This window comes from Streptomyces sp. CNH189 (assembly GCF_000527195.1).
The window spans coordinates 192,910-215,335 of the sequence record NZ_AZUS01000008.1 but is presented as its reverse complement, the minus strand read 5'-3'; the positions used below and the strand labels follow the sequence as shown (position 1 = coordinate 215,335).

24 protein-coding genes are annotated in these 22,426 nt (G+C 73.3%); 10 read left to right on the top strand and 14 right to left on the bottom strand.

Translation table 11 applies throughout. The features are described 5' to 3' along the window. Positions 1 to 49: 49 nt before the first annotated feature. The gene (locus tag B100_RS0113850; protein ID WP_037722750.1) at positions 50 to 550 is read right to left on the bottom strand and encodes a hypothetical protein; all 501 of its coding nucleotides are present in this window, start codon (positions 548 to 550) and stop codon (positions 50 to 52) included. Positions 551 to 800: 250 nt separating this feature from the next. Between B100_RS0113850 and B100_RS0113845 the strand changes: the two genes are divergently transcribed. The 4 genes from B100_RS0113845 to B100_RS33930 all read left to right on the top strand — a co-directional run bounded on the left by B100_RS0113845 (position 801) and on the right by B100_RS33930 (position 4,121). After that, positions 801 to 1,964, top strand: a complete 1,164-nt coding sequence (locus tag B100_RS0113845; protein ID WP_024885042.1) for an MFS transporter — start codon at positions 801 to 803, stop codon at positions 1,962 to 1,964. Positions 1,965 to 2,104: 140 nt separating this feature from the next. Further along, positions 2,105 to 2,983 carry an SDR family oxidoreductase gene (locus B100_RS0113840; RefSeq protein ID WP_024885041.1) on the top strand — a complete coding sequence of 293 codons (879 nt, stop codon included), beginning with the start codon at positions 2,105 to 2,107 and terminating at the stop codon, positions 2,981 to 2,983. 54 nt (positions 2,984 to 3,037) lie between these two features. Then, positions 3,038 to 3,772 carry a maleylpyruvate isomerase family mycothiol-dependent enzyme gene (locus B100_RS0113835; protein WP_024885040.1) on the top strand — a complete coding sequence of 245 codons (735 nt, stop codon included), beginning with the start codon at positions 3,038 to 3,040 and terminating at the stop codon, positions 3,770 to 3,772. Positions 3,773 to 3,815: 43 nt separating this feature from the next. Next, the gene (locus B100_RS33930) at positions 3,816 to 4,121 is read left to right on the top strand and encodes a DUF6332 family protein (RefSeq protein ID WP_037722749.1); all 306 of its coding nucleotides are present in this window, start codon (positions 3,816 to 3,818) and stop codon (positions 4,119 to 4,121) included. Here B100_RS33930 and B100_RS0113825 read toward each other — a convergent pair. The 3 genes from B100_RS0113825 to B100_RS0113815 all read right to left on the bottom strand — a co-directional run bounded on the left by B100_RS0113825 (position 4,082) and on the right by B100_RS0113815 (position 6,846). Then, positions 4,082 to 4,744 carry a response regulator transcription factor gene (locus B100_RS0113825; protein WP_024885038.1) on the bottom strand — a complete coding sequence of 221 codons (663 nt, stop codon included), beginning with the start codon at positions 4,742 to 4,744 and terminating at the stop codon, positions 4,082 to 4,084. The genes B100_RS33930 and B100_RS0113825 overlap by 40 nt on opposite strands. Continuing rightward, positions 4,741 to 6,012: a histidine kinase gene (locus B100_RS0113820; protein ID WP_051489985.1), complete on the bottom strand. Its 1,272-nt coding sequence runs from the start codon at positions 6,010 to 6,012 to the stop codon at positions 4,741 to 4,743. Before B100_RS0113820 ends, B100_RS0113825 begins: the two co-directional genes overlap by 4 nt. Before the next feature lie 102 nt (positions 6,013 to 6,114). After that, positions 6,115 to 6,846: a TetR/AcrR family transcriptional regulator gene (locus B100_RS0113815; RefSeq protein ID WP_024885036.1), complete on the bottom strand. Its 732-nt coding sequence runs from the start codon at positions 6,844 to 6,846 to the stop codon at positions 6,115 to 6,117. Between the two features lie 158 nt (positions 6,847 to 7,004). On the opposite strand from B100_RS0113815, the gene B100_RS0113810 reads away from it, so the two are divergent. Further along, positions 7,005 to 7,460 carry a nitroreductase family deazaflavin-dependent oxidoreductase gene (locus B100_RS0113810; protein ID WP_024885035.1) on the top strand — a complete coding sequence of 152 codons (456 nt, stop codon included), beginning with the start codon at positions 7,005 to 7,007 and terminating at the stop codon, positions 7,458 to 7,460. Here the strand turns inward: B100_RS0113810 and B100_RS0113805 are convergent. Continuing rightward, positions 7,444 to 8,682 carry a geranylgeranyl reductase family protein gene (locus B100_RS0113805; RefSeq protein ID WP_024885034.1) on the bottom strand — a complete coding sequence of 413 codons (1,239 nt, stop codon included), beginning with the start codon at positions 8,680 to 8,682 and terminating at the stop codon, positions 7,444 to 7,446. The genes B100_RS0113810 and B100_RS0113805 overlap by 17 nt on opposite strands. Before the next feature lie 194 nt (positions 8,683 to 8,876). Between B100_RS0113805 and B100_RS0113800 the strand changes: the two genes are divergently transcribed. Continuing rightward, complete coding sequence (locus B100_RS0113800) at positions 8,877 to 10,238, top strand: dipeptidase (protein ID WP_024885033.1); 1,362 nt, start codon at positions 8,877 to 8,879, stop codon at positions 10,236 to 10,238. Positions 10,239 to 10,311: 73 nt separating this feature from the next. Beyond that, positions 10,312 to 11,052, top strand: a complete 741-nt coding sequence (locus B100_RS0113795; RefSeq protein WP_024885032.1) for an MBL fold metallo-hydrolase — start codon at positions 10,312 to 10,314, stop codon at positions 11,050 to 11,052. A 44-nt stretch (positions 11,053 to 11,096) separates the two neighbouring features. Here B100_RS0113795 and B100_RS0113790 read toward each other — a convergent pair whose 3' ends face one another. Continuing rightward, the gene (locus B100_RS0113790) at positions 11,097 to 12,137 is read right to left on the bottom strand and encodes an NUDIX hydrolase (RefSeq protein WP_024885031.1); all 1,041 of its coding nucleotides are present in this window, start codon (positions 12,135 to 12,137) and stop codon (positions 11,097 to 11,099) included. Between the two features lie 456 nt (positions 12,138 to 12,593). On the opposite strand from B100_RS0113790, the gene B100_RS0113785 reads away from it, so the two are divergent. Further along, the gene (locus tag B100_RS0113785; protein ID WP_024885030.1) at positions 12,594 to 13,772 is read left to right on the top strand and encodes a Cmx/CmrA family chloramphenicol efflux MFS transporter; all 1,179 of its coding nucleotides are present in this window, start codon (positions 12,594 to 12,596) and stop codon (positions 13,770 to 13,772) included. A 172-nt stretch (positions 13,773 to 13,944) separates the two neighbouring features. Here the strand turns inward: B100_RS0113785 and B100_RS0113780 are convergent, their stop codons facing one another. Then, entirely contained in the window at positions 13,945 to 14,139 is a 195-nt protein-coding gene (locus tag B100_RS0113780; RefSeq protein WP_024885029.1) for a hypothetical protein, read from the bottom strand. Positions 14,140 to 14,206: 67 nt separating this feature from the next. Continuing rightward, complete coding sequence (locus tag B100_RS0113775; RefSeq protein WP_024885028.1) at positions 14,207 to 15,160, bottom strand: ROK family protein; 954 nt, start codon at positions 15,158 to 15,160, stop codon at positions 14,207 to 14,209. 206 nt (positions 15,161 to 15,366) lie between these two features. Here B100_RS0113775 and B100_RS0113770 point away from each other — a divergent pair, with 206 nt between their 5' ends. After that, on the top strand, positions 15,367 to 16,461 hold the full coding sequence (locus tag B100_RS0113770) for a LacI family DNA-binding transcriptional regulator (protein WP_199785241.1): 1,095 nt from the start codon (positions 15,367 to 15,369) through the stop codon (positions 16,459 to 16,461). Between the two features lie 13 nt (positions 16,462 to 16,474). After that, entirely contained in the window at positions 16,475 to 17,269 is a 795-nt protein-coding gene (locus B100_RS0113765; RefSeq protein ID WP_024885026.1) for a hypothetical protein, read from the top strand. Positions 17,270 to 17,426: 157 nt separating this feature from the next. On the opposite strand, the gene B100_RS0113760 is transcribed toward B100_RS0113765, so the two are convergent. The 6 genes from B100_RS0113760 to B100_RS0113735 form a co-directional block, all read right to left on the bottom strand. After that, positions 17,427 to 17,666 (bottom strand): helix-turn-helix domain-containing protein, encoded by a 240-nt coding sequence (locus B100_RS0113760; RefSeq protein ID WP_024885025.1) that lies wholly within the window; start codon positions 17,664 to 17,666, stop codon positions 17,427 to 17,429. Further along, positions 17,666 to 18,163, bottom strand: coding sequence for a DUF2975 domain-containing protein (locus tag B100_RS0113755; RefSeq protein WP_024885024.1), 498 nt, complete (start codon positions 18,161 to 18,163; stop codon positions 17,666 to 17,668). Before B100_RS0113755 ends, B100_RS0113760 begins: the two co-directional genes overlap by 1 nt. Positions 18,164 to 18,256: 93 nt before the next feature. Beyond that, positions 18,257 to 19,570 carry a DUF6986 family protein gene (locus B100_RS0113750; protein WP_024885023.1) on the bottom strand — a complete coding sequence of 438 codons (1,314 nt, stop codon included), beginning with the start codon at positions 19,568 to 19,570 and terminating at the stop codon, positions 18,257 to 18,259. Between the two features lie 216 nt (positions 19,571 to 19,786). Beyond that, positions 19,787 to 20,749, bottom strand: coding sequence for an electron transfer flavoprotein subunit alpha/FixB family protein (locus tag B100_RS0113745; protein ID WP_024885022.1), 963 nt, complete (start codon positions 20,747 to 20,749; stop codon positions 19,787 to 19,789). Between the two features lie 61 nt (positions 20,750 to 20,810). Next, positions 20,811 to 21,599 carry an electron transfer flavoprotein subunit beta/FixA family protein gene (locus B100_RS0113740; protein ID WP_024885021.1) on the bottom strand — a complete coding sequence of 263 codons (789 nt, stop codon included), beginning with the start codon at positions 21,597 to 21,599 and terminating at the stop codon, positions 20,811 to 20,813. A gap of 218 nt (positions 21,600 to 21,817) precedes the next feature. Then, complete coding sequence (locus tag B100_RS0113735) at positions 21,818 to 22,327, bottom strand: flavin reductase family protein (protein ID WP_024885020.1); 510 nt, start codon at positions 22,325 to 22,327, stop codon at positions 21,818 to 21,820. Positions 22,328 to 22,426: the final 99 nt, after the last annotated feature.

Here is a 22,426-nt window from a genome sequence, read left to right as displayed (position 1 = left end):
CGCGCGGGTCGCCAGGGACGGCCCCGGCCGCTATGACGCCGGGCATGGCTCAGGCCATGTCCCCGGAGGCCTTCTTGCGGCGCAGCACGAAGGCGCCGGCGCCGAGGGCCGCGAGCGCCGCCAGGCCGCCCGCGGTGACACCGGGCTGCGAGGCGAGGCCGCCGCCGCCGGTGTGCATGCCGCCGCTCGGCTTCTCGTGCTTCCACTCCTTGTCCTGCTTGCCGCTCCAGGAGTCCTCGCTCTCGGAGTCCCCCTTGTCCTTGTAGGTCTCGGGGTCGTACTTCGGGTCCTTGTCGGTGCCCCAGTCGTCGCCGCTCACCGTGGTCAGGGCGCCACCACCGGTGTGCACCCCGCCGTGCGGCTTGTCGTGCTTGTTCCCCTCGTCGTGCTTGTTCCCCTCGTCGTGCTTGCTCTCCTTGTCGTACTCCTTGCTGTAGGAAGACGTGTCGTGGCCCTCGTCGCCGCCGTGGTCGGCGTAGGCCGCGGGGGCGGCGATGGCGAGAGCCGCCGTGGCCGTTGCGGTGGCGAGCACCATGCGGGCAGAGCGCATCTGAGAGTCCTTCCGCTGAAGGCCGGGCAGCTGACTCCGCGTCAGCACGGATCTCCCGGTCTCCGGCGTGATCCACGCTCAGTCATGTCGCGCGGTCCCACCATCCGGGACGATCACACGGGTTACCCCCGTCACCCCTCCGGCGGTGCGCGCCCCCTTCTGCCGGTCGCGGGGGCTTCTTGCCCCGGGCGGCACCGCCGCCTAGCCTGCTTTTGTGCCGCTGATAAACAAAACCCGTTCGCACAGTGCCGTGCCGGGTACCGACCTCGTCCGACTCCGACTCGCCCTCACCGCCTTCTTCGCCCTGGACGGCTTCGTCTTCGCCGGCTGGGTGGTGCGCATCCCTGCCATCAAGGAGCAGACCGGCGCGTCCGCGAGTGCCCTGGGCCTCGCCCTGCTGGGGGTGTCCGCCGGGGCCGTGATCACCATGACGCTGACCGGCCGGCTGTGCCGCCGGTACGGCACTCACCTCGTCACCGTGGTCTGCGCGGTGCTGCTCAGCGTCAGCGTCGCCCTGCCGCCACTCACGCACTCCGCGCTCGCGCTCGGCACCGTCCTGCTGGTGTTCGGCGCGGCCTACGGCGGTATCAACGTCGCCTTCAACAGCGCGGCCGTCGATCTGGTGGCCGTCCTGCGGCGCCCCATCATGCCGAGCTTCCATGCCGCGTTCAGCCTGGGCGGCATGATCGGCGCGGGGCTGGGCGCCCTGGTCGCCGGTTCCCTCTCCCCCACCCTGCACCTCACCGGACTCACCGTGACCGCCCTGCTGGTGACGGCGGTGGCGGGGCGGGCGCTGATGCGGTGCGAGCCGCTGACCCCGGCCGACGGGGGGCGGCCCGCGGAGGGGGCCGCGCCCCGGCGGGACCGCCGCACCCGGGCCCTGGTCGTCGTCTTCGGCCTCATCGCGCTCTGCACCGCCTACGGGGAGGGGGCGCTGGCCGACTGGGGGGCGCTCCACCTCGAGGAGGACCTCGACGCCTCGCCGGGCGCCGCGGCCGTCGGCTACCTGTGCTTCGCGCTCGCCATGACCGTGGGGCGGCTGAGCGGCACCGCGCTGCTGGAACGGCTGGGCCGGACCCGCACCATCCTCGCCGGCGGCTCCACGGCGGCGGCCGGCATGCTGCTGGGCGCGCTGGCGCCGTCCCTGTCGGCGGCCCTGCTGGGTTACGCGATCACCGGGCTCGGTCTCGCCAACCTCTTTCCCGTGGCCGTCGAGCGGGCGGGCGCGCTGGCCGGCCCCAGCGGGGTGGCGACCGCCTCCACGCTGGGCTACGGCGGGATGCTCCTCGGCCCTCCCGCCATCGGTTTCATGGCGGACTGGTTCAGCCTCCCGGCGGCCCTCACCAGCGTGGCGGTGCTGGCGGCGGTGGCCACCACCATCGGCTTCGTCACGCGCCGTGTGAACACGGACTGAGGACGCGGGCCCTCCCCGCGGCGGGTCCGTCGGCGGGCCGGGGTGGATCGAGGGCCGGTGTCGGGGTACCCGGTCGTCGGCGTCCGCCCGCCCCTGTGTGCGGCGCCGGCAGCGACCACCGCGTGGATCCGGGAGAGAACGTGAGCGAGCAGCAGAACCCCGTCGACCAGCACCCCACCCCCGACTTCCCGTCCCAGGACCAGCCGCACCCGGGCTGGACCGGCCCCATGGACCCGCCGCCGGACCACGGAGAGGACTCCTACCGGGGCAGCGGGCGGCTGGCCGGCCGTACGGCCGTGATCACGGGCGGGGACTCCGGCATCGGCCGCGCGGTGGCCCTGGCGTTCGCCCGCGAGGGCGCCGACGTGCTGTTCACCTACCTGGACAGCGAGAAGGACGAGGCGGACGAGACCGCGCGATGGGTGGAGGAGGCCGGCCGGCGTGCCGTGGCCGTCTCCTGCGACATCCGGGAGGAGGAGAACTGCCGGGCGCTGATCGACCGCGCGGTCTCCGAGTTCGGCGGCATCGACATCCTGGTGAACAACGCCGCCTACCAGATGTCGCAGCCGGACGGCATCGAGGCGATCACCACCGAGCAGTTCGACCGGGTGGTGCGGACCAACCTCTACGGCATGTTCTGGCTGTGCAAGATGGCCGTGCCGCACATGCGGGAGGGCGGCAGCATCATCAACTCGGCGTCCGTGCAGGCCTACAAGCCGAGCCCGCACCTGCTGGACTACGCGACCACCAAGGGCGCCATCGTCACGTTCACCCAGGGGCTGGCGCAGATGCTGATCGAGCGGGGCATCCGGGTCAACGCCGTGGCGCCGGGCCCGGTGTGGACGCCGCTGATCCCGGCGACGCTGCCGGACACCGCCGAGTTCGGCAAGCAGGCTCCGATCGGGCGTCCGGCCCAGCCCGCCGAGATGGCCCCGGCGTACGTCTTCCTCGCCTCGCAGGAGGCGTCGTACATCACCGCCGAGATCGTGAACGCGACGGGCGGGACGCCGCTGCCGTAGCGCGCCGCGGAAAAGGATCACCACGCGGGCCGTCCGTGCGGCAGACTCCCGGCCATGGAGACTGTCTGGTACCTGAACATATTGGCGGACGAGGGCCGGTCGCTGGGCGACGCCGCGGAGCAGGCCGGACCGGACGCGCCCGTCCCGGCCTGCCCGGACTGGCGGGTCCGGGACCTGTTGCGGCACACCGGCGTGGTGCACCGGTGGGCGACGGCCTTCGTCGCGGACGCGTGCACCACGCCCCGCCCGATGGGTGAGGAACCGGACCTGGACGGCCCGGAACTGGTCGCCTGGTACCGCGCCGGACACCGCCGCCTCCTCGACACGCTCACCGGGGCGGCGCCCGACGTCGAGTGCTACACCTTCCTGCCCGGCGCGGTCTCCCCGCTCACGTTCTGGGCCCGCCGCCAGGCGCACGAGACAGCCGTCCACCGGTACGACGCCGAGGCGGCTCGTGGCGGCCGGCCGGTCCTCTTCGACACCGAGTTCGCGGTGGACGGCGTCGACGAGTTGCTGCGCGGCTTCCACGCGCGCCGCAAGAGCCGGGTCCGCACCCCGGAGCCCCGTGTCCTGCGGGTGCGGGCGACGGACGCCGACGCGGTGTGGACCGTACGGCTGTCCGCGGAACCGCCGGTGACGACGCGGGACGCGGCCGGGGACGCGGAGTGCGAGATGTCCGGTCCGGCCGCCGAGCTGTACCTCTCGCTGTGGAACCGGATGCCGGTGCCGAAGGTGTCGGGCGACCCCGCGCCGGCCGCGCTGTGGCGGGAGGCGTCCGCGGTCGTCTGATCGCCCGCTTGTCCGCCGGCCGTGCGGCTGTTTCACTTCCGGCATGCGTGACGACGGAGGGCGTGAGGCGGGCGGGGGCGGGCGCCGTAGCCAGGCGGAACGGGACGCGGTGACCGTGGAGACCGGGTACGCGCTGTGCAGCGCGGCGTTCGCGGCGGCGGTCGTGTACGGCGCGGTGGCCGGTCCGGCCCTGCTGTTCACCCTGCCGGGAGCGGTCGGGACGCTGCTGGTGCGCGGGGGCGCCGTGCTCGCCGGGGCGCTGTTCGCGGTGCGGACCGGGTACGTCCTGATCCGGTTCCGGCGGGCGGCTCAGCCCAGCCATCCGGGCCGTACCAGCCCCGACTCGTAGGCGAGGACCACCAGTTGGGCGCGGTCGCGGGCGCCCAGCTTCACCATGGTGCGGCTGACGTGGGTCTTGGCGGTGAGCGGGCTGACCACCAGGCGCCGGGCGATCTCCTCGTTGGTCAGGCCGAGGCCGACCAGCGCCATGACCTCGCGTTCCCGTTCGGTGAGCTCGGACAGGGCGCCGGCGGCCGGTTCCTTGGAGCGGGCCGCGAACTCGGCGATCAGCCGGCGCGTCACCCCGGGTGAGAGGAGGGCGTCCCCGTCGACCACGGCCCGTACCGCACGCAGCAGTTCGTCCGGCTCGGTGTCCTTCACCAGGAAGCCGGAGGCGCCCGAGCGGATCGCCTCGAAGACGTACTCGTCCAGCTCGAAGGTGGTGAGCATGACCACCTTCACCTCGCCCAGGTCCGCGTCCTCGGTGACCCGGCGGGTCGCGGCCAGCCCGTCCAGCAGGGGCATCCGGATGTCCATCAGGACCACGTCGGGCCGCAGCTCGCGGACCAGACGCACGGCCTCCTCGCCGTCGGCCGCCTCCCCGGCCACCTCGATGTCCGGCTGGGCGTCCAGCAGGGCACGGAACCCCGCCCGGACCAGCGACTGGTCGTCGGCGAGCAGTACGCGGATCACCGGTCCTCCTCGACCTCGGTCGGCAGTACGGCGAGCACCCGGAACCCTCCGTCCGGGCGTGGGCCTGCCTCGATGCTGCCACCCAGCGCGGCGGCCCTCTCCCGCATCCCGGCCAGCCCGTTCCCGCCGCCGCCCGCGTCGGCGCCGGTGGCGGGCCCGTCGTCGTCGACCAGCAGCCGCAGCCGCCCCTCTCCGTGTCCGACGCGCACACGCGCCTCGCGCGAGCCGGAGTGCCGTACGACGTTGGTGAGGGCCTCCTGGACGATGCGGAAGGCGGCCAGGTCCGTGCCGGGGGACAGCGCCGGCGGCTCGCCTTCGACGGTGACGGTGAGACCGGCGCTCGCGGCCTGGCCGACCAGCTCGGGCAGCCGGTCCAGGCCGGGTGCCGGGGTGCGCGGCGCGGCGCCGGGGGCACGCAAGGTGTCGAGCACCTGACGGACCTCCCCGAGCGCCTCCTTGCTCTTGGCCCTGATGGTGGTGAGCGCGCTGCGCGCCTGCTCGGGGTCGGTGTCCAGCAGCGCCAGTCCGACCCCGGCCTGCACGTTGATGACGGAGATGCTGTGGGCGAGGACGTCGTGCAGTTCCCGGGCGATCCGCAGCCGTTCCTCGTCGGCGCGCCGCCGTTCCGCGCGGGCCCGCTCGGCCCGCTCGCGCTCCCACTGTTCGCGGCGGGTGCGGGCCAGTTCGGACACCGCGAGGAGCGCGACGACCCAGGTGGCGACGACGATCTCCTCGTTCCAGGAGCCCGCCCCGTCGCCGGCCGGCGGCAGCCCGCGGTAGAGCACGTGGGCGATGAGCAGGTGCCCCGCCCAGAGGGTTCCCATGGCCGCCCAGGCCGCGTACCGCCGCCCCGAGACGACGGCGGTGAAGCAGGCCACGGCGACGGTGAGGAACACCGGTCCGTACGGGTAGCCGGCGCCGATGTACACCAGGACGGCGGCGACCGTGCCGGACAGCACGGGGACGGGGTGGCGCCACCGCCACAGCAGGAGCGCGCCCGACAGGAACAGCAGCACCCGTCCGAGCGGGTCCAGGGCGACCCGCTCGGCCGCCTGGGCGTGGTCGGCGAAGCCGGAGCCGATCAGCACGAAGGCGGTGATCAGCACGGTCGAGGGCCACGGCCAGCGGGCGCGGCCCGCCGACTCGAGGTTCTGGTCCCGCTCGTCGGCGCGGCGGCTCCATCCGGGCGGGCCGTGCCGCCACCACCGGGGCGGCCCGGGGCGCCACCGCTCCGGCGTCCCGGTTCCGGGCGCACGCTGCTCGTCCATGTCCGCCACGCTAGACGCCGGGCGCCCTCGACGGCGTCGGCCGGACGGCGTGATCACACGTACTCCCACGGAAGTACGTCCGGCCGGGGCGGGCGAGGCGGCCTATCGGGGTTCCCGCGTGCCCTTGCCCGCTCCCGTCCCCGCGGGCCGCAGTCCGACGGTGCGGGCGAGGATGCCGACGGTGTGGCGGAAGAACAGGTCCCGCTCCTCCACGACCCGGGTGAACTGGCCGAACACCTCGAAGCCGATCTGGCCGAGCAACTGCGCCCAGACGGCCACACAGGCGGGTGCCACCGCGGGCGGCAGATCGGGGACGGCGTCCGCCGCCATGCGCGCGGCCTCCGCCTCCAATTCCTCGGGAAGCGGGGGAAGGTCCAGCTCCCCGGCCCGGTGGGCGTCGCGGACGACGTCGATGAGGGCGTAGGCGACGCGGGCGGCGGCCGGGACGGTGGTGGCGGGCGCGGCGTAGCCGGGCACCGGTGAGCCGTAGATCAACGCGTACTCGTGCGGGTGCGCGAGCGCCCAGGCGCGGATGGCCTCGCACACCGTGGTCCAGCGCTCGCCGGGTGCGGCACCGGCGGAGGCGTCGCGCGCCGCTTCGGCGGTCTCGCCCAGGGAGTCGTAGGCGTCGGTGATGAGAGCGGTCAGCAGGTCGTCACGGCTGGGGAAGTAGCGGTAGATCGCCGAGGAGGCCATGCCGAGCGTTCTCGCCACGGCCCGCAGGGACAGTTCGGCGGCGCCCTCCTCGGCGAGCCGTCGTCGCGCCTCCTCCTTGATGGCGGCGGCGATCTCGATCCGGGCCCGCGCGCGGGCGCCGTGTGCGGTGCTGGTCATGGGGACAGTGTTCCACGAAATCAGAGCGGCGCACACAAACGAGAGCACTGCTCTTGCTTTGCTGTGCGGAGCCGTGCAGACTGATGGCGAAAAGCGAGAGCAGTGCTCACAAAACAGAGCGGCGCTCTCATCGCCACGTCCGTCCTTGAGGAGTCTCGATGACGTCGTCCACGCCGTACTACCGCGCCGGCAGCCCCCTCACCATCCGGTTCAACCGTGTCGTCGGCTGGCTGGCCCGCCACGGCTTCAGCCTGCTCGGCTCCGCGGAGCTGTCCGTCCGCGGCCGCAAGAGCGGTCGGATGCAGCGCGTCCCGGTCAACCCGCACGCCTACGAGGACGAGCAGTACCTGGTCTCGGCGCGCGGACACTCCCAGTGGGTGCGCAACATGCGGGCCGCCGGCGGCGGGGAACTGCGCGTGGGCCGCAAGATCCGCGTCTTCACGGCCGTCGAGATCCCCGACGAGGAGAAGCTCGCGGTGTTGCGCACCTACCTGGAGAAGTGGGGCTGGGAGGTCAACCAGTACTTCAAGGGGGTCACCGCCAAGTCCTCCGACGAGGAGATCATCGCGGCGGCCCCCGACCACCCGGTCTTCCGGATCACTGTCCGGAACTGACCTCGCCGCCCGACTGGCGCCGGTCCAGCGCCACCAGGGCGCGGTGGGCCATCGGATGGGTGCGGACCAGCTCGCCGAGCGTCGTCGAGCCCTGGGTGATGTCCTTGAACGCCTTCCAGGCCGGGCGGAAACCGGTGAGGACCGCGTGGAACACCCCGGGCCGCTGCTCGAACGCCGCCAGCATCCGCTTGCCGATGCTCATCTCCACACCGAGGCCCGCCTTGACGGCGAAGGCGTAGTTCAGGGCCTGCCGGCGCGCGTCCACGGCGTCGTGCGCCTCGGCGATGCGCACCGCCCACTCCCCCGCCAGCCGGCCCGAGCGCAGCGCGAAGGAGATGCCCTCACGGGTCCACGGCTCCAGCATCCCGGCCGCGTCCCCGCAGACCAGGACCCGGCCGCGGGACAGGGGCGAGTCGTCGGCGCGGCAACGGGTCAGGTGCCCCGAGGAGATGGCCGGTTCGAAGCCGGCCAGCCCGAGCCGCGCGATGAAGTCCTCCAAGTAGCGCTTGGTCGCGGCGCCTTCACCGCGCCGCGAGATGACCCCCACGGTCAGGGTGTCGCCCTTGGGGAAGACCCAGCCGTAACTGCCCGGCATCGGGCCCCAGTCGATGAGCACCCGGCCCTTCCAGTCCTCGGCGACCGTCTCCGGCACCGGGATCTCCGCCTCCAGGCCCAGGTCGACCTGGTCGAGCTTCACCCCGACGTGCGCCCCTATGCGGCCGGCGCTGCCGTCCGCGCCGACCACGGCCCGCGCGAGCACGGTCTCGCCGCCCTGCAGGACCACCGCGACCGTACGCCGGTCCGGCACGGCCGAGCCGTGCTGCTCCACGCGCTGCACCGCGACGCCGGTGCGCAGCTCGGCCCCGGCCTTCTGCGCGTGCTCGACGAGTTGCTGGTCGAACTCGGGGCGGTTGATCAGCCCGAAGAGCATCTGCCGGGAGCGGCGGGTCCGGCTGAAGCGGCCGTTGCTGGAGAACGTCACGGCGTGCACCCGGTCCTTGAGCGGCAGCTCGAAGCCGGGCGGCAGGGAGTCGCGGGAGGGACCGATGATGCCGCCGCCGCACGTTTTGTAGCGGGGCAGCTCCGCCTTCTCCAGCAGCAGCACGCGCCGCCCCGCGACCGCCGCCGCGTAGGCGGCCGACGCCCCCGCGGGTCCCGCGCCCACCACGACGACGTCCCACACCTGCCGCACGTCGTCCGCCGAAGAGTTCTCGCTGCTCACGATGGTCTGCTGCTCCGTCCACGCCGCCTGCCGCTGCTGTCCTCCCGCATCCTACGGCGGCGGTCGTCACGGTCCGCTGTGGGAGGATCGGCGACGTGAGTGCCCCGTACACGGGCCACTCACGCACACCACACGATCATCGCGTACCGAGAAGTACGCACCTGCACAACGTCGCACCCACAAGGAGCGTGCCCATGTCGCCGAATCCGGTCGCCGTGACCGTCGCCTCACTGATGCCCAGGGCGAAGGAGGAGCTCACCGAACTGGTGGCCTTCAAGTCGGTGGCGGACTTCGACCAGTTCCCGCGTGAGGAGAGCGAGGGCGCCGCCCGCTGGATCGCCGGCGCGCTGTCCGCCGAGGGCTTCCAGGACGTGGCCCTGCTCGACACCCCGGACGGCACCCAATCGGTCTACGGCTACCTGCCCGGCCCCGAGGGCGCGCGGACCGTACTGCTCTACGCGCACTACGACGTGCAGCCGCCGCTGGACGAGTCCGGCTGGGCCACCCCGCCGTTCGAGCTGACCGAGCGCGACGGCCGCTGGTACGGGCGCGGGGCCGCCGACTGCAAGGGCGGGGTCATCATGCACCTGCTGGCGCTGCGCGCCCTGAAGGCGAACGGCGGCGTGCCGGTGAACGTCAAGGTGATCGTCGAGGGCTCGGAGGAGCAGGGCACCGGCGGCCTGGAGCGGTACGCCGAGGAGCACCCCGACCTGCTCACCGCCGACGCCATCGTGATCGGTGACGCGGGCAACTTCCGCGTCGGCCTGCCGACGGTCACCACCACGCTGCGCGGCATGACCATGGTGCGGGTGCGGGTCGACACCCTCGAGGGCAACCTGCACTCCGGCCAGTTCGGCGGGGCCGCGCCCGACGCGCTGGCCGCGCTGGTGCGGGTGCTGGACTCGCTGCGCGCCGACGACGGCAGCACCACCGTGGACGGGCTGTCCGGCGACAGCGCGTGGGAGGGACTGCAGTACGACGAGGAGCAGTTCCGTACGGACGCCAAGGTGCTCGACGGTGTGGAGCTGATCGGTTCCGGTACGGTCGCCGACCGCATCTGGGCCCGCCCGGCGGTGACCGTGCTCGGCATCGACTGCCCGCCGGTGGTCGGTGCCACGCCGTCCGTGCAGGCGAGCGCCCGGGCGCTGATCAGCCTGCGGGTGCCGCCGGGCGTGGACGCGGCGAAGGCGACGGAACTGCTGCGCACGCACGTCGAGTCGCACACCCCGTGGGGCGCCCGGGTGAGCACCGAGCAGATCGGCCAGGGGCAGGCGTTCCGCGCCGACCCGGCCAGCCCGGCCTACCAGGCCATGTCCGACGCGATGGCGGTCGCGTACCCGGGCCAGGAGATGCAGTACGCCGGACAGGGCGGCTCGATCCCGCTGTGCAACACGCTCGCCGAGCTCTACCCGAACGCGGAGATCCTGCTGACCGGCCTGAGCGAGCCGGAGGCGCAGATCCACGCGGTGAACGAGAGCGTGTCGCCCGACGAGCTGGAGCGGCTGTCGGTCGCCGAGGCGCTGTTCCTGCGCAACTACGCGTCCGGGGCCAACTGAGGCGCCCGTTGTCGCTTCTGCCGTCGGCAGAGCCTCCGTCCGCGGACGGGGGCTCTGCCCTACGGTCGGTGCCATGGACGTCGTCGAACTGCTCCCCGGCCGTCTGCTGATGCTGCGCTTCCCGGTCGGCCAGGCCTACCTCTGGCGTGACCGCCGGGACCGACGCCCGGACGAACTGACACTGGTCGACGCCGGTCCGGCCGGATCGGGCGGGCGGATCGTCGAAGCGGTGACGGCCCTGGGCGCGCGCCCTGAGGACGTACGGCGGGTCGTCCTGACCCACTTCCACGAGGACCACGCGGGCGGCGCGGCGGAGGTCGCGGCGCTCACCGGCGCGGAGGTACTGGCCCACCGCCTGGACGCGCCCCACGTACGCGACGACGTACCGGGACCGCCGCCGGCTCTGGAGGACTGGGAACTCCCCCTGCACCGGCGGGCGTTGTCGATGCTGCCGCCGAACGGCCACGAACGCCCGTCGTCCGTGACGGAGTTGGCGGACGGTGACGTCCTCGACATGGCCGGCGGCGCCCAGGTGCTGCACGTCCCGGGCCACACCCACGGCAGCATCGCGCTCCACCTCCCCCGCCACGGCGTGCTGTTCACCGGGGACACGGTGGCGGTGTCCCCCGCCGACGGCACGGTGATCCCGGGCGTCTTCAACCTCGACCGCCACCGACTCCTCACCTCCTGCCGCCGCCTGGCGGCCCTCGACACGGAGGTGGCCTGCTTCGGCCACGGCGACCCGGTCCTCACGAATGCGGCACGCGAGCTGCGGGCGATGACGGACGCGGCTCAGCGGGAGGCCGACCGCTGAGGCCGCCCGCGTGGGCAGACCTCAGGACCGTCGCCCGGCTCCCCTCACCCCACCGGCACCCCGCCTTCCAGGTACATCGCGCGGCCGCGTTCGCGGGCGCGCAGAGCTCGGCGGAGGCGTTCGTAGCGGACCGGGGGCAGGAGGTCGGCGGCCTCGGCCTCGGTGGCGAAGCGCCAGGCGCGCAGTTCCGGGCCGGGCAGCCGCAGCCGCTCGGCGTCGGCGGAGTCAAGACGTCCGCCGTCGAACAGCAGGCGCAGCCCGCCGAAGGCGGGGGGCCGGGGCGGCTCCCAGTCGACGACGAGGAGCGTCGGCACGTCGTCGAGGCGCAGGCCGGTCTCCTCGGTGACCTCGCGCATACCGGCCCGGGCCGGCGCCTCACCACGTTCGACGACCCCGCCGGGGAACTCCCATCCCGCCTTGTAGGTCGGGTCGACGAGCAGCACCCGGTCGTGCTCGTCGAAGAGCAGCACCCCGGCGGCCACCGTCTCGGCGGCGGGCTCGGGCGTCTGCACGATGTCGCAGGCGGGCACCTCCCCGCCGGCGACCGCCTCGGCGATACGGCGGGCGGTGTCGCCCGGGGTGAGCGCCCCGCTGTCGACGGGATAGGCGTCGGCGGTCAGCCAGGCGGCCAGGGCGGCCTTGAACGGCTCGATGTGGTCGTACGACCACTGCCGGACGCGCAACTCCCCGTCGGGGAGGTCCGCCGGGACCTCCCGGTCGGCTATGCGCTCACGCAGGATCGTTTCCGCCGGGGCGAGCAGAACGTGCCGGACCGGTATCCGGCGGGCGGCGAGCCCGCCGAAGATCTCGTCACGGTACTCCTGGCGCAGCAGGGTCATGGGGACCACGAGGGTCCCGCCCAGCTCCGCGAGCATCGCGGCCGCCGTGTCGATCACGAGGCGCCGCCAGATCGGGAGGTCCTGGAAGTCGCCGGCTTCGGCGAGGCGCTTGGGCGGAAGCAGCTGGTCCAGCGCTCCGCCGATGACCTCGGGGTCGAAGAGCGTGCTGTTCGGGATCAGCTCGATCAGTTCGCGCGCGGTGGAGGTCTTCCCCGCACCGTACGCCCCGTTGATCCAGACGATCATTCGCACTCCCAGACAGTAGGCGGCTGAACAGCGGCGGAGCATCCTGCACACGATCCACTGGGAGAGGCGTGGGAAACGCCGGAGTCCACAGTCCTGCCCCCACTACTTCCTTCTCCCGGACCCTCCGCAGATACTCCACGATCCGCACCTCCATCCGGACCGTTACCTCGCCGTACACACCCCTCCACACCCGGAACCTCCCGCCCCGCTCTCCCCGCGCTCCCCACCCGTTGAAACCGGCGTGCTCCGCCGGGCACCCGTCGGGTAGCGTGCGGGGCATGTCGAGTCCTGAGTCGGACAGGGTGGGGGCTTGCGGTCACGCCGCCGGCCCCCTGCGCCCCTGAGCTCGTAGCCCCGTCGTCACGCCGCCTTCCGCGGTGGGACGCGTGCGCGGTCGGGGTTGGCCGCGGTGACGAGATGACCTTCTCGTGCCTCTCCTCACCTCGGAGCCACTCGATGCCTCTCCCGCTGTACCTGCTTGCCTTGGCGGTCTTCGCCATGGGCACCTCTGAGTTCATGCTCGCCGGCCTCCTGCCGGACATCGCCTCTGATTTCGACGTCTCCGTCGGGACGGCAGGCGCGCTCACCTCGGCGTTCGCGATCGGCATGGTCGTCGGCGCCCCCGTCATGGCCGCCCTGGCCCGCGAGTGGCCCGGGCGCCCGGCCCTCCTCGGGTTCGTCGTCGTCTTCGCGGCGGCTCACGCCGTGGGCGCCGTCACGACCAGCCTCGCCGTCCTGTTCGCCACCCGAGTGCTCGCCGCGACGGCGAACGCGGGCTTCCTCGCCGTCGCTGTGACGGCCGCGGCGCGGCTGGTCCCTCCCGACAGGAAGGGACGCGCGCTGGCCGTGCTGCTCTCGGGCGCGACGGTGGCCACGATCGCCGGCGTCCCCGGCGGTTCGGTGCTCGGTTCGGCGTTCGGCTGGCGGGCCACCTTCTGGGCCGTCGCCGTGCTCTGTCTGCCTGCCGCTCTCGGCATCCTGAAAGGCGTCCCGGCAGGACACGGTGCGGCTGGGGGGACCGGCAGGCCGGCGCTGCGGGCGGAGCTGGCCCAGCTCGCCCGGCCGCGGCTGGTCCTGGTGATGCTGCTCGGGGCGCTGGTGAACGCGGCGACCTTCGGCAGCCTCACCTTCCTCGCCCCCGTGGTGACCGACGGCGCCGGGCTGGCCGAGTCGTGGGTCCCCGTCGCCCTGGTGCTCTTCGGTACCGGTTCCTTCGTGGGCGTCACCGTCGCCGGCCGGCTGTCCGACCGGAGTCCCGGACTTGTCGTCGCGTGCGTCGGCCCGTTGCTGCTCGTCGGCTGGCCGACCTCGGCGATGCTGGCCCATGAGCCGATCGCCCTGTTGACGCTGGTGTTCGTGCAGGGCGCGCTGTCGTTCGCGCTGGGCGGCACACTGATCACGCGCGTCCTCTACGAGGCCGGCGGAGCCCCCACCATGGCCGGTTCGTATGCGACGGCGGCGCTCAACGTGGGCGCCGTGGCCGGCCCCGTCGTGGGTGCGGCCACGCTCTCCAGCGGAGCCGGGGTTCTCGGACCGCTCTGGGCGAGCGGATGCCTCGTGGCGGTCGCGTTGCTCATCGCGTTCCCCCTCCTCACCGTCGTCACGGCCGGCCGGAGCGCCGAGGCGTTGCGGTGACGCGTGCGTACGCGCCACTTACCGCCCAGGGACACCGTTGTGCCGGCAGGCCCGTGTGGGGTGAGTCGTCCGCCTGACGCCTGGGCCCCCGGCTCGGGCGGGTGGCCGGCGTGCGGCGGCGCCGGCCCCCTTCGTCGGGGGCCGGCGCCGTCGCGTGTTGTGTCGGGGCCCGTCAGGCCTTGCCGTCCCGGTCGATGTCCAGCTCCAGCGTGTTGTTCTCGGCGACCGTGCGGTCGAGGGTGCTGAGCGTGTCCTCGACGTCGAGCGTGCCGAGGGCGGTGTCGGCGAGCGCGTGCGACGGGGTGACGGCCGCGACGACGAATCCGGTGGCGAGGGAGGCGATGGCGAGCATGCTGCGCTTCTTCATGCCCGGCTCAACTGTGGAACCCGCCCCCGGGTCACGCATCGCTTCCGGCAAGTCCCCGGCGGGGCCCTCACACCCCCGCGACCGCCTGGCCGGTCCTGCTGAACAGCGCCGCCGCGGCGGCTCCCACCAGGCCGGCGTCGGTGCCGGTCTGCGCCGGTGTCACCACGAGACGGCGAACGAAGGACAGGGTGGCGAACTCGGTGAGGGCCTGCCGCAGCGGCGCGAAGAGGACCTCGCCGGCCTTGCCCACGCCGCCTCCGATCACCGCGATGTCGATCTCGACGAGTGTCGCGGTGGCCGCGATGCCCGCGGCCAGGGCTCGCGCCGCCCGCTCGAAGGAGGCCACGGCCACCGGGTCGCCGGCGCGGGCGGCGGCGGCCACCGCCGCCGCCGAGGTGTCGCCGTCCGGTGCGGGCCGCCAGCCGTTGTCGAGCGCGCGACGGGCGATGTTGGGCCCGCTCGCGATCCGCTCCACGCAGCCCCGCGCACCGCACGGGCACGGGTCGCCGTCGAGGTCCACGCTGATGTGGCCGATGTGCCCGGCGTTGCCGGTGGGTCCGGGGTGCAGCCGCCCGCCCAGCACCAGACCGCCGCCGACGCCCGTGGAGACGACCATGCACAGCGCGTTGTCGTGGCCCCGGGCGGCACCCTGCCAGTGCTCGGCCGCGGTGATGGCCACCCCGTCGCCGATCAGTTCGACGGGCAGGCCCCCGGCCGCGTCCCGCACCCGGGCGACCAGCGGGTAGTCGCGCCAGCCGGGCACGTTGACCGGGCTCACCGTGCCGGCGGAGGCGTCGACGGGTCCCGCGCTGCCGATGCCGACCGCACCCGCGCGCTCCCAGAGGGGGGAGGCGGTGAGGTCGCCGATCACCGCACCGACGGCGCCCATCACGGTCTCCCCGTCCTCCTGCGCGGGGGTCGGCTGCTGGGCGCGGACCAGGATCCTGCCCTCACGGTCCACCAGCGCGCCGGCGATTTTGGTGCCGCCGATGTCGAGCGCAGCCACGAGGTCGGTGTGCATCAAAGTCGGATCTCCCCGTCAACCATCGGAAACATCAGAAAACACGCTGGGAACGGCCATGCGCGACCAGGAGGCAACACACGGAGCACGGGCAACGGCCCGGTCGAGCGGTGACCTGCGGGCCGGAGTGTGCGTCGGACAGTGTCCCCTGAGCCTGACAACGTTGTCCAGGCTCTATGCTCGACGCCACATCCTCATACAAGCCCATGGACTCACGCATCCCCGTGGCCGACAGGACAGGACACCGCATCGTGCCGGAGACGACCCGCCGCACCGACCGCTTCCCAGGGAGCCGATACGGCAACCGTCCGACGATGAAGGACGTGGCCGCCCGCGCCGGGGTCGGCCTCAAGACGGTGTCCCGCGTGGTGAACGGCGAACCGGGCGTGACGCCGGAGACCGAGCGCCGCGTGCAGGAGGCGATCGAGGCCCTCGGTTTCCGCCGCAACGACAGCGCCCGGGTGCTGCGCAAGGGCCGCACCGCCAGCATCGGCCTGGTCCTGGAGGACCTCGCGGATCCGTTCTACGGGCCGCTGAGCCGCGCGGTGGAGGAGGTGGCCCGCGCGCACGGCGCCCTGCTGATCAACGGCTCGAGCGCGGAGGACGCCGACCGCGAGCAGGAGCTGGTGCTCGCGCTGTGCGCCCGCCGGGTGGACGGCCTGGTGGTGATCCCCGCCGGCGACGACCACCGCTACCTGGAGCCGGAGATCAAGGCCGGCGTCGCCACCGTCTTCGTGGACCGCCCGGCCGGGCACATCGACGCGGACGTCGTCGTGTCGGACAACTTCGGCGGCGCCCGGGACGGCGTCCGCCATCTGATCGCGCACGGGCACCGCAGGATCGGCTTCATCGGGGACATGCCCCGTATCCACACCGCCGCCGAGCGGCTGCGCGGCTACCGCACCGCCATGGAGGACGCGGGCATACCGGTGGCGGACTCCTGGATGTCCCTGGGCGTGACCGATCCGGAGCGGGTACGCCGGGCGGCGGAGGAGATGCTCACCGGCCCCGAGCCGGTCACCGCGATCTTCACGGGCAACAACCGGGTGACGGTCACGGTGATCCGGGTGCTGGCCGCGCAGGACCGCCCGGTCGCCCTCGTGGGCTTCGACGACATCGAGCTCGCCGATCTGCTCCAGCCCGGCGTCACCGTCGTCGCGCAGGACGCCGCCGCCCTCGGACGCACCGCCGCCGAGCGACTGTTCCGGCAGCTGGACGGCACCCTGATCGCCCCGGAGCGCATCGAACTGCCGACCCGGCTGATCACCCGCGGCTCCGGCGAGCTGCCCCCGGCGGACTGAGCGGGCGGCGCCGATGAAGGACCGTACGCTGCGGGCGCTCGGACTCGACGTGGTGCCGCGCGAGCATCCGCTGGAGTATCCGGGCTCCTGGCCGCGTGAGTCGGGCCTGCTCGACGGGGACCGGCTGCTGCCGCTGGGCCGGTGGGTGTTCGAGGACCGGACACCCGTCGTCTCGGTCGGCTCCAACGCCTGTCCCGCCCAACTGCGGCACAAGATGGCCGAGTCGGGCATCGTCACGCCCCTGCCGATGGTGCGGGCCCGCGTGACGGGCCTCGGCATCGGTGTCTCGGCGCACGTGAGCCGCGCGGGCTACGTCGCCAACGCGCCGGTGGTGACGCCGGGGCGGGTGAGCGAGCTGTTCGTGATCTGGCTCGACGCCCGGCAGCTCGCGGTGATCGACGCGAGCGAGGGGGTTCCGCTGCCGCACGGCAACTTCCGGCGCGTCCGGCTGCCCGCGCCGGACGTGCGGATCGAACTCCCCGACGGCAGCTCGCTGCCCGGCGCGTACGCGTACGTCAACCGCCGGGGCGTGCTGCACGACGGCACCGGCGCCCCGCGCACCCACCCCGGCCAACGCCCCCTGCTGACCGACCTCCTGGCCACGCTCCCCCGGCTGCGGGCCCTGTTCGGCACCACCCCGGAGGAGTTCTGCGCGCGGGCGCGTGCCGACCGGGCCCTGTGCGAGAAGGGGACGCGGCTGCTCGCCGAGGAGGGGTGGGTCACCGCGAGCGGGCTGGAGCGGTATGTGACGGCCGCGGGGGCCGGGAGTCACGGCACGGGTGCCGAGGCGGGCCCGCCGCGGGCATAGCGAACCCGGCGCCGGCGGCTGGGCGCGCCGGCGGCCGGGGGCGCGTGTCCCCGGGCCTGGGCGGCCAGCGCGTCGCGGGCCTGGACCCTTGTGCGGCCGGCCAGGCGCGCCGGCCGGACAGCCCCGGCGGCCCAGCAGCCCCGCACGCCCCGTGCCCCTACGCCCTGTTGCCGGCCGGTTTCGCCGTTGCGTGGTCGGGCTCGTGGCGGAGCAGGTCACCGGGCTGGCATTCCAGCACCTCGCACAGCGCGGCCAGCGTGGTGAACCGCACCGCCTTGGCGCGGCCGTTCTTCAGGACGGCCAGGTTCGCCGGGGTGATCCCCACCCGCTCGGCGAGTTCCCCCACGGACATCTTGCGCCGCGCCAGCATCACGTCGATGTCGACGGCGATCGGCATCAGATCACCTCGGCCAGCTCGGCCTGCATCCGCGTGGCCTCCTGCTTCTGTTCCACGGCCTGGGCCAGCAGCATCCGCAGCACGAGAACGACGAGCGCGATCCCCCCGATCGCCAGGCCGAGTCCGCCCACCAGGAGCACGATGCCGGGCGCGACGGCCTCCCCCGGAGCGAGCAGCGCGCCGAGCGCGAAGACCAGCAGCGCGGCGGCGACGAACGCCCCGATGACGATGTGGACGTAGCGGAAGGCCGCGTGGGAGAAGACGGTCCCGCGCCGGGCCATCGTCACCAGCCGCCACACGCACACCAGGACGGTCTGGGCCGCCAGCACGGTGAGCACCACGATGGCGAGGAACGGGGACCGGAGGTAGGAGTACTCCGCGTCCAGTCCGTCGAGGTCGCTCGCCAGCAGCGGCACCATCACCGCCTGCACCACCACGGAGCCCGCCAGCAGCGCCACGATCACCGCGCGCAGCGCGAGCACGGTCGCCTGTCCCATCGCCTCTCCTTCACTCGAAGCACGATGGGAATCTATCGACTTTCGATAGATAGCGCAATCGACTGGTGTGGGCCTCCCTGGACGTAGGGGCCGTCACGGCGCGGAGACGGTGAGGCCTCCCCGCCGGGGTGAGGCGAACGTCTCCAGGTCGGCACGGGCCAGACCGGTCGCGCGGGCGACCTCGGCGTCGTCCAGGGCGCCGCAGTCCAGCCCGCGCAGCAGGTATCCGGCGAGGGCCTTGGCGGTGGCGGGCTCGTCCATCACGTCGCCGCCGGCCCGGTCGGCGTACCGGGCGAGACGGCCGGCGGCCCGCTCGAAGCCTTTGCGGTAGAAGGCGAAGACGGCGGCGTAGCGGGTGGGCAGGTGTCCGGGGTGCATGTCCCAGCCCTGGTAGTAGGCGCGGGCGAGGGCCCGGCGGACGAGGCCGAAGTGCAGGCGCCAGGCGTCGTGCACCTGCTCGGCGGGGCCGACCGGCAGCACGTTCGTGGAGCCGTCCGACAGCCGCACCCCGGTGCCGGCGGCGGCGACCTGCATGACCGCCTTGGCGTGGTCGGCGGCGGGGTGGTCGGAGGCCTGGTGGGCCGCCGAGACGCCGAGGCAGGCGCTGTAGTCGAAGGTGCCGTAGTGCAGGCCGGTGGCTCGGCCCTCCGCCGCCTGGATCATGCGGGCGACGGTGGCGGTGCCGTCGGCGGCGAGGATGGACTGGCTGGTCTCGATCTGGATCTCGAAGCCGATCCGGCCGGGTGCGAGGTCCCAGGTCTTCTCGAAGGCGTCGAGCAGCCGGGCCATGGCGGTGACCTGCTCGGCGTAGGTGACCTTGGGGAGGGTGAGGACCAGTCCGTCGGGCAGTCCGCCCGCCCGCATCAGGCCGGTGAGGAAGATGTCGAGGGTGCGGATGCCGCGGTCACGTACGGCAGCCTCCATGCACTTCATGCGGATGCCGGTCCAGGGGGCCGTGGTGGCGGCGCCGCCGCGCGCGTGCGCCTCGGCGACCAGCCGGGCCGCGCGGGCGGCGGCCTCGTCCTCCTCGGCGTCGGGGCGGTTGCCGTAGCCGTCCTCGAAGTCGACGCGCAGGTCCTCGACCGGCTCGCGCTCCAGCTTCGCGCGGACCCGGCCGTACACGTCCTCGGCGAGCGCGCCGTCCAGTCCCAGGACGGCACCGAAGGATGCGGCGTCGGGCGCGTGCTCGTCCAAGGACGCGAGGGCGCGGTCGCCCCAGGTACGGACGGTGTCGGCGGCGAAGACGTCGCCGGGGACGTAGACCGTGTGGACGGGCCGGCGGGTACCGGGGTCGCCGGGGTACAGACGCTCCAGTTCGGCGTCGACCGGCGCGAGGGAGGCGCCGATCTCCTCGGCGACGGCGCCCGCGAGACTCGTCGGCACCCGCTCCTGTTGCCCTTGGCCCATGCCACCCTCCCAGACGTCCGCGATCCGACCCCGCATCAGTTTCCGCGATACGGAATCAACAATTCGTTGAATGACGGTATCCGGCGGCCTCCGTGCCGGTCAACACCGTCCTACGACCGCGCCCGCCCCGCCACCGCGCCGTCCGAGGGCGGCGGGGAAACGGCGAGGCCCCCGCGACCGGTGCGGTCGCGGGGGCCTCGGACGTTGCCCAGGTGATCAGCCCTTGCGGGACTTGACCTCCTCGGTCAGCTGCGGGACGACGTCGAACAGGTCGCCGACCACGCCGTAGTCGACCAGGTCGAAGATCGGGGCCTCGGCGTCCTTGTTGACGGCCACGATGGTCTTCGAGGTCTGCATGCCCGCGCGGTGCTGGATCGCGCCGGAGATGCCGGAGGCGATGTACAGCTGCGGCGAGACCGACTTGCCGGTCTGGCCGACCTGGTTGGTGTGCGGGTACCAGCCGGCGTCGACGGCGGCACGCGAGGCACCGACGGCCGCGCCGAGCGAGTCGGCGAGCGCCTCGATGATCGCGAAGTTCTCCGCGCCGTTGACACCACGGCCGCCGGAGACCACGATCGCGGCCTCGGTCAGCTCAGGACGGCCGGTCGACTCGCGCGGGGTGCGGGCGGTCACCTTGGTGCCGGTCGCCTGGGCGGAGAAGGTCACGCTCAGGGCCTCGACCGCGCCGGCGGCCGGGGCGGCCTCCACGGCGGTCGAGTTCGGCTTGACCGTGATGACCGGGGTGCCCTTGGAGACACGGGACTTGGTGGTGTAGCTGGCGGCGAACACCGACTGGGTGGCCACCGGGCCGTCGTCGCCGGCCTCCAGGTCGACGGCGTCGGTGATGACGCCCGATCCCAGGCGCAGCGCCAGGCGGGCGGCGATCTCCTTGCCCTCGGCGGAGGACGAGACCAGCACGGCGGCCGGGGAGACGGCCTCGTGGGCGGCCTGGAGGGCGTCGACCTTCGGCACGACCAGGTAGTCGGCGTACTCGGCGGCCTCGTGGGTGAGGACCTTCACCGCGCCGTGCTCGGCGAGCGTGGCGACGGTGTCGGCGGCGCCGTTGCCCAGCGCGACGGCGACCGGCTCGCCGATGCGGCGGGCGAGGGTCAGCAGCTCCAGGGTCGGCTTGCGGACGGCACCGTCCACGTGGTCGACGTAGACGAGAACTTCAGCCATGGGACTTCTTCTCTCCTGCTTGCGAAGTATGAGGGGCGGTGAGCGAGCCGTGCCGTGCGGCTCAGATGAACTTCTGGCCCGCGAGGAACTCGGCGAGCTGCTTGCCGCCCTCGCCCTCGTCCTTGACGATCGTGCCCGCGGTGCGGGCGGGACGCTCGGCCGCCGACTCCACGGTGGTGTAGGCGTTCTCCAGGCCGACCTCGTCCTCGTCGATGTCGAGGTCGGAGAGGTCCCAGGACTCCACCGGCTTCTTCTTGGCCGCCATGATGCCCTTGAAGGACGGGTAACGGGCCTCGCCCGACTGGTCGGTGACCGACACGACCGCGGGGAGGGACGCCTCGAGCTGCTCGGAGGCGGCGTCGCCGTCACGGCGGCCGGTGACCTTGCCGTCCTCGACGTTCACCTCGGACAGCAGCGTCACCTGCGGCACGCCGAGGCGCTCCGCGAGCAGCGCCGGTACGACACCCATGGTGCCGTCGGTGGACGCCATGCCGGAGACGACCAGGTCGTAACCGGCCTTCTCGACGGCCTTGGCGAGCACCAGGGAGGTGCCGATGACGTCGGTGCCGTGCAGGTCGTCGTCCTCGACGTGGATCGCCTTGTCGGCGCCCATGGACAGCGCCTTGCGCAGCGCGTCCTTGGCGTCCTCGGGACCCACGGTCAGGACGGTGACCTCCACGTCGTCGTCCGAGTTCTCCGCGATCTGCAGCGCCTGCTCGACCGCGTACTCGTCCAGCTCGGAGAGCAGACCGTCCACGTCGTCACGGTCGACGGTCAGGTCATCGGCGAAGTGCCGGTCGCCAGTGGCGTCGGGCACGTACTTCACAGTGACAACGATCCTCAAGCTCACGCCGGCTCTCCTACTGCATCGTCATTTCTGGCTGCCTGCCTGCAGGCAGCATAGGCGCCACAAGCGGGCGGTCCCGGTCGGGGCGACCCACGCTCCGAACGAAATATTACTCGTCAGTACACCCAGTTCCTGCCCGCTAAGCAAGCGCTTTGAACTGTGACCTTCGCAACGCAGCGTAACCGGAACTCCTCCTACCCGCGACCGAGGACCGGTGCGCCTCAGTCGGGCAGCCCACAGAATCTTCCCTGGTGGTAGACGAGGGGACGGCCGTGACCGGTGGGGTCGCCGAACAGCACCTCGGCGAGCACGATCCGGTGGTCGCCGGCGGGCACTCGCGCCTCCACCCGGCACACCATCCACGCGGGCACCCCCTCCAGCACGGGAACCCCCTCCGGCCCCTCCCGCCAGGCGGTGGGCGGGCCGAAGCGGTCCGCGCCCCGGCGGGCGAAGGTGGCCGCCAGCTTCTCCTGGTGCTCCCCCAGCAGGTGCACCCCGACATGGCCACTGGCCGCGATCACCGGCCAGCTGGAACTGCCCGTGGCGACACCGAACGACAGCATCGGGGGCTCGGCGGACACCGAGGCCAGGGAGGTGGCGGTGAAGCCGACCGGACCGGAGCTGCCGCGCGCCGTGACCACGGCGACGCCCGCCGGATGCCGGCGGAAGACGGAGCGCAGCAGGTCCGGCGAGGCGGGCCGGGCGGTACCGAGGTCGGACGTTGCCGTCATCAAACAGTCCTTCTGGGAGGGGTCACGAGCGGGTTCGCGGCTGCTCACCGGCCCGGTCGGCGCACACGCGGGGCTCGGGCGGCGGCCGGGAGGGGGCCG

Excerpts from the sequence above, each read along its gene's own strand:
- B100_RS0113745 (WP_024885022.1), bottom strand. The coding sequence starts at position 20,749 with ATGGCTGAAGTTCTCGTCTACGTCGACCACGTGGACGGTGCCGTCCGC.
- B100_RS0113755 (WP_024885024.1), bottom strand. The coding sequence starts at position 18,163 with ATGGGACAGGCGACCGTGCTCGCGCTGCGCGCGGTGATCGTGGCGCTG.
- B100_RS0113815 (WP_024885036.1), bottom strand. The coding sequence starts at position 6,846 with ATGACCAGCACCGCACACGGCGCCCGCGCGCGGGCCCGGATCGAGATC.
- B100_RS33930 (WP_037722749.1), top strand. The coding sequence starts at position 3,816 with ATGCGTGACGACGGAGGGCGTGAGGCGGGCGGGGGCGGGCGCCGTAGC.
- B100_RS0113790 (WP_024885031.1), bottom strand. The coding sequence starts at position 12,137 with ATGATCGTCTGGATCAACGGGGCGTACGGTGCGGGGAAGACCTCCACC.
- B100_RS0113770 (WP_199785241.1), top strand. The coding sequence starts at position 15,367 with ATGGACTCACGCATCCCCGTGGCCGACAGGACAGGACACCGCATCGTG.
- B100_RS0113775 (WP_024885028.1), bottom strand. The coding sequence starts at position 15,160 with ATGCACACCGACCTCGTGGCTGCGCTCGACATCGGCGGCACCAAAATC.
- B100_RS0113820 (WP_051489985.1), bottom strand. The coding sequence starts at position 6,012 with ATGGACGAGCAGCGTGCGCCCGGAACCGGGACGCCGGAGCGGTGGCGC.
- B100_RS0113760 (WP_024885025.1), bottom strand. The coding sequence starts at position 17,666 with ATGCCGATCGCCGTCGACATCGACGTGATGCTGGCGCGGCGCAAGATG.
- B100_RS0113800 (WP_024885033.1), top strand. The coding sequence starts at position 8,877 with ATGTCGCCGAATCCGGTCGCCGTGACCGTCGCCTCACTGATGCCCAGG.
- B100_RS0113835 (WP_024885040.1), top strand. The coding sequence starts at position 3,038 with ATGGAGACTGTCTGGTACCTGAACATATTGGCGGACGAGGGCCGGTCG.
- B100_RS0113795 (WP_024885032.1), top strand. The coding sequence starts at position 10,312 with ATGGACGTCGTCGAACTGCTCCCCGGCCGTCTGCTGATGCTGCGCTTC.
- B100_RS0113785 (WP_024885030.1), top strand. The coding sequence starts at position 12,594 with ATGCCTCTCCCGCTGTACCTGCTTGCCTTGGCGGTCTTCGCCATGGGC.
- B100_RS0113765 (WP_024885026.1), top strand. The coding sequence starts at position 16,475 with ATGAAGGACCGTACGCTGCGGGCGCTCGGACTCGACGTGGTGCCGCGC.
- B100_RS0113810 (WP_024885035.1), top strand. The coding sequence starts at position 7,005 with ATGACGTCGTCCACGCCGTACTACCGCGCCGGCAGCCCCCTCACCATC.
- B100_RS0113850 (WP_037722750.1), bottom strand. The coding sequence starts at position 550 with ATGCGCTCTGCCCGCATGGTGCTCGCCACCGCAACGGCCACGGCGGCT.
- B100_RS0113750 (WP_024885023.1), bottom strand. The coding sequence starts at position 19,570 with ATGGGCCAAGGGCAACAGGAGCGGGTGCCGACGAGTCTCGCGGGCGCC.
- B100_RS0113735 (WP_024885020.1), bottom strand. The coding sequence starts at position 22,327 with ATGACGGCAACGTCCGACCTCGGTACCGCCCGGCCCGCCTCGCCGGAC.
- B100_RS0113780 (WP_024885029.1), bottom strand. The coding sequence starts at position 14,139 with ATGAAGAAGCGCAGCATGCTCGCCATCGCCTCCCTCGCCACCGGATTC.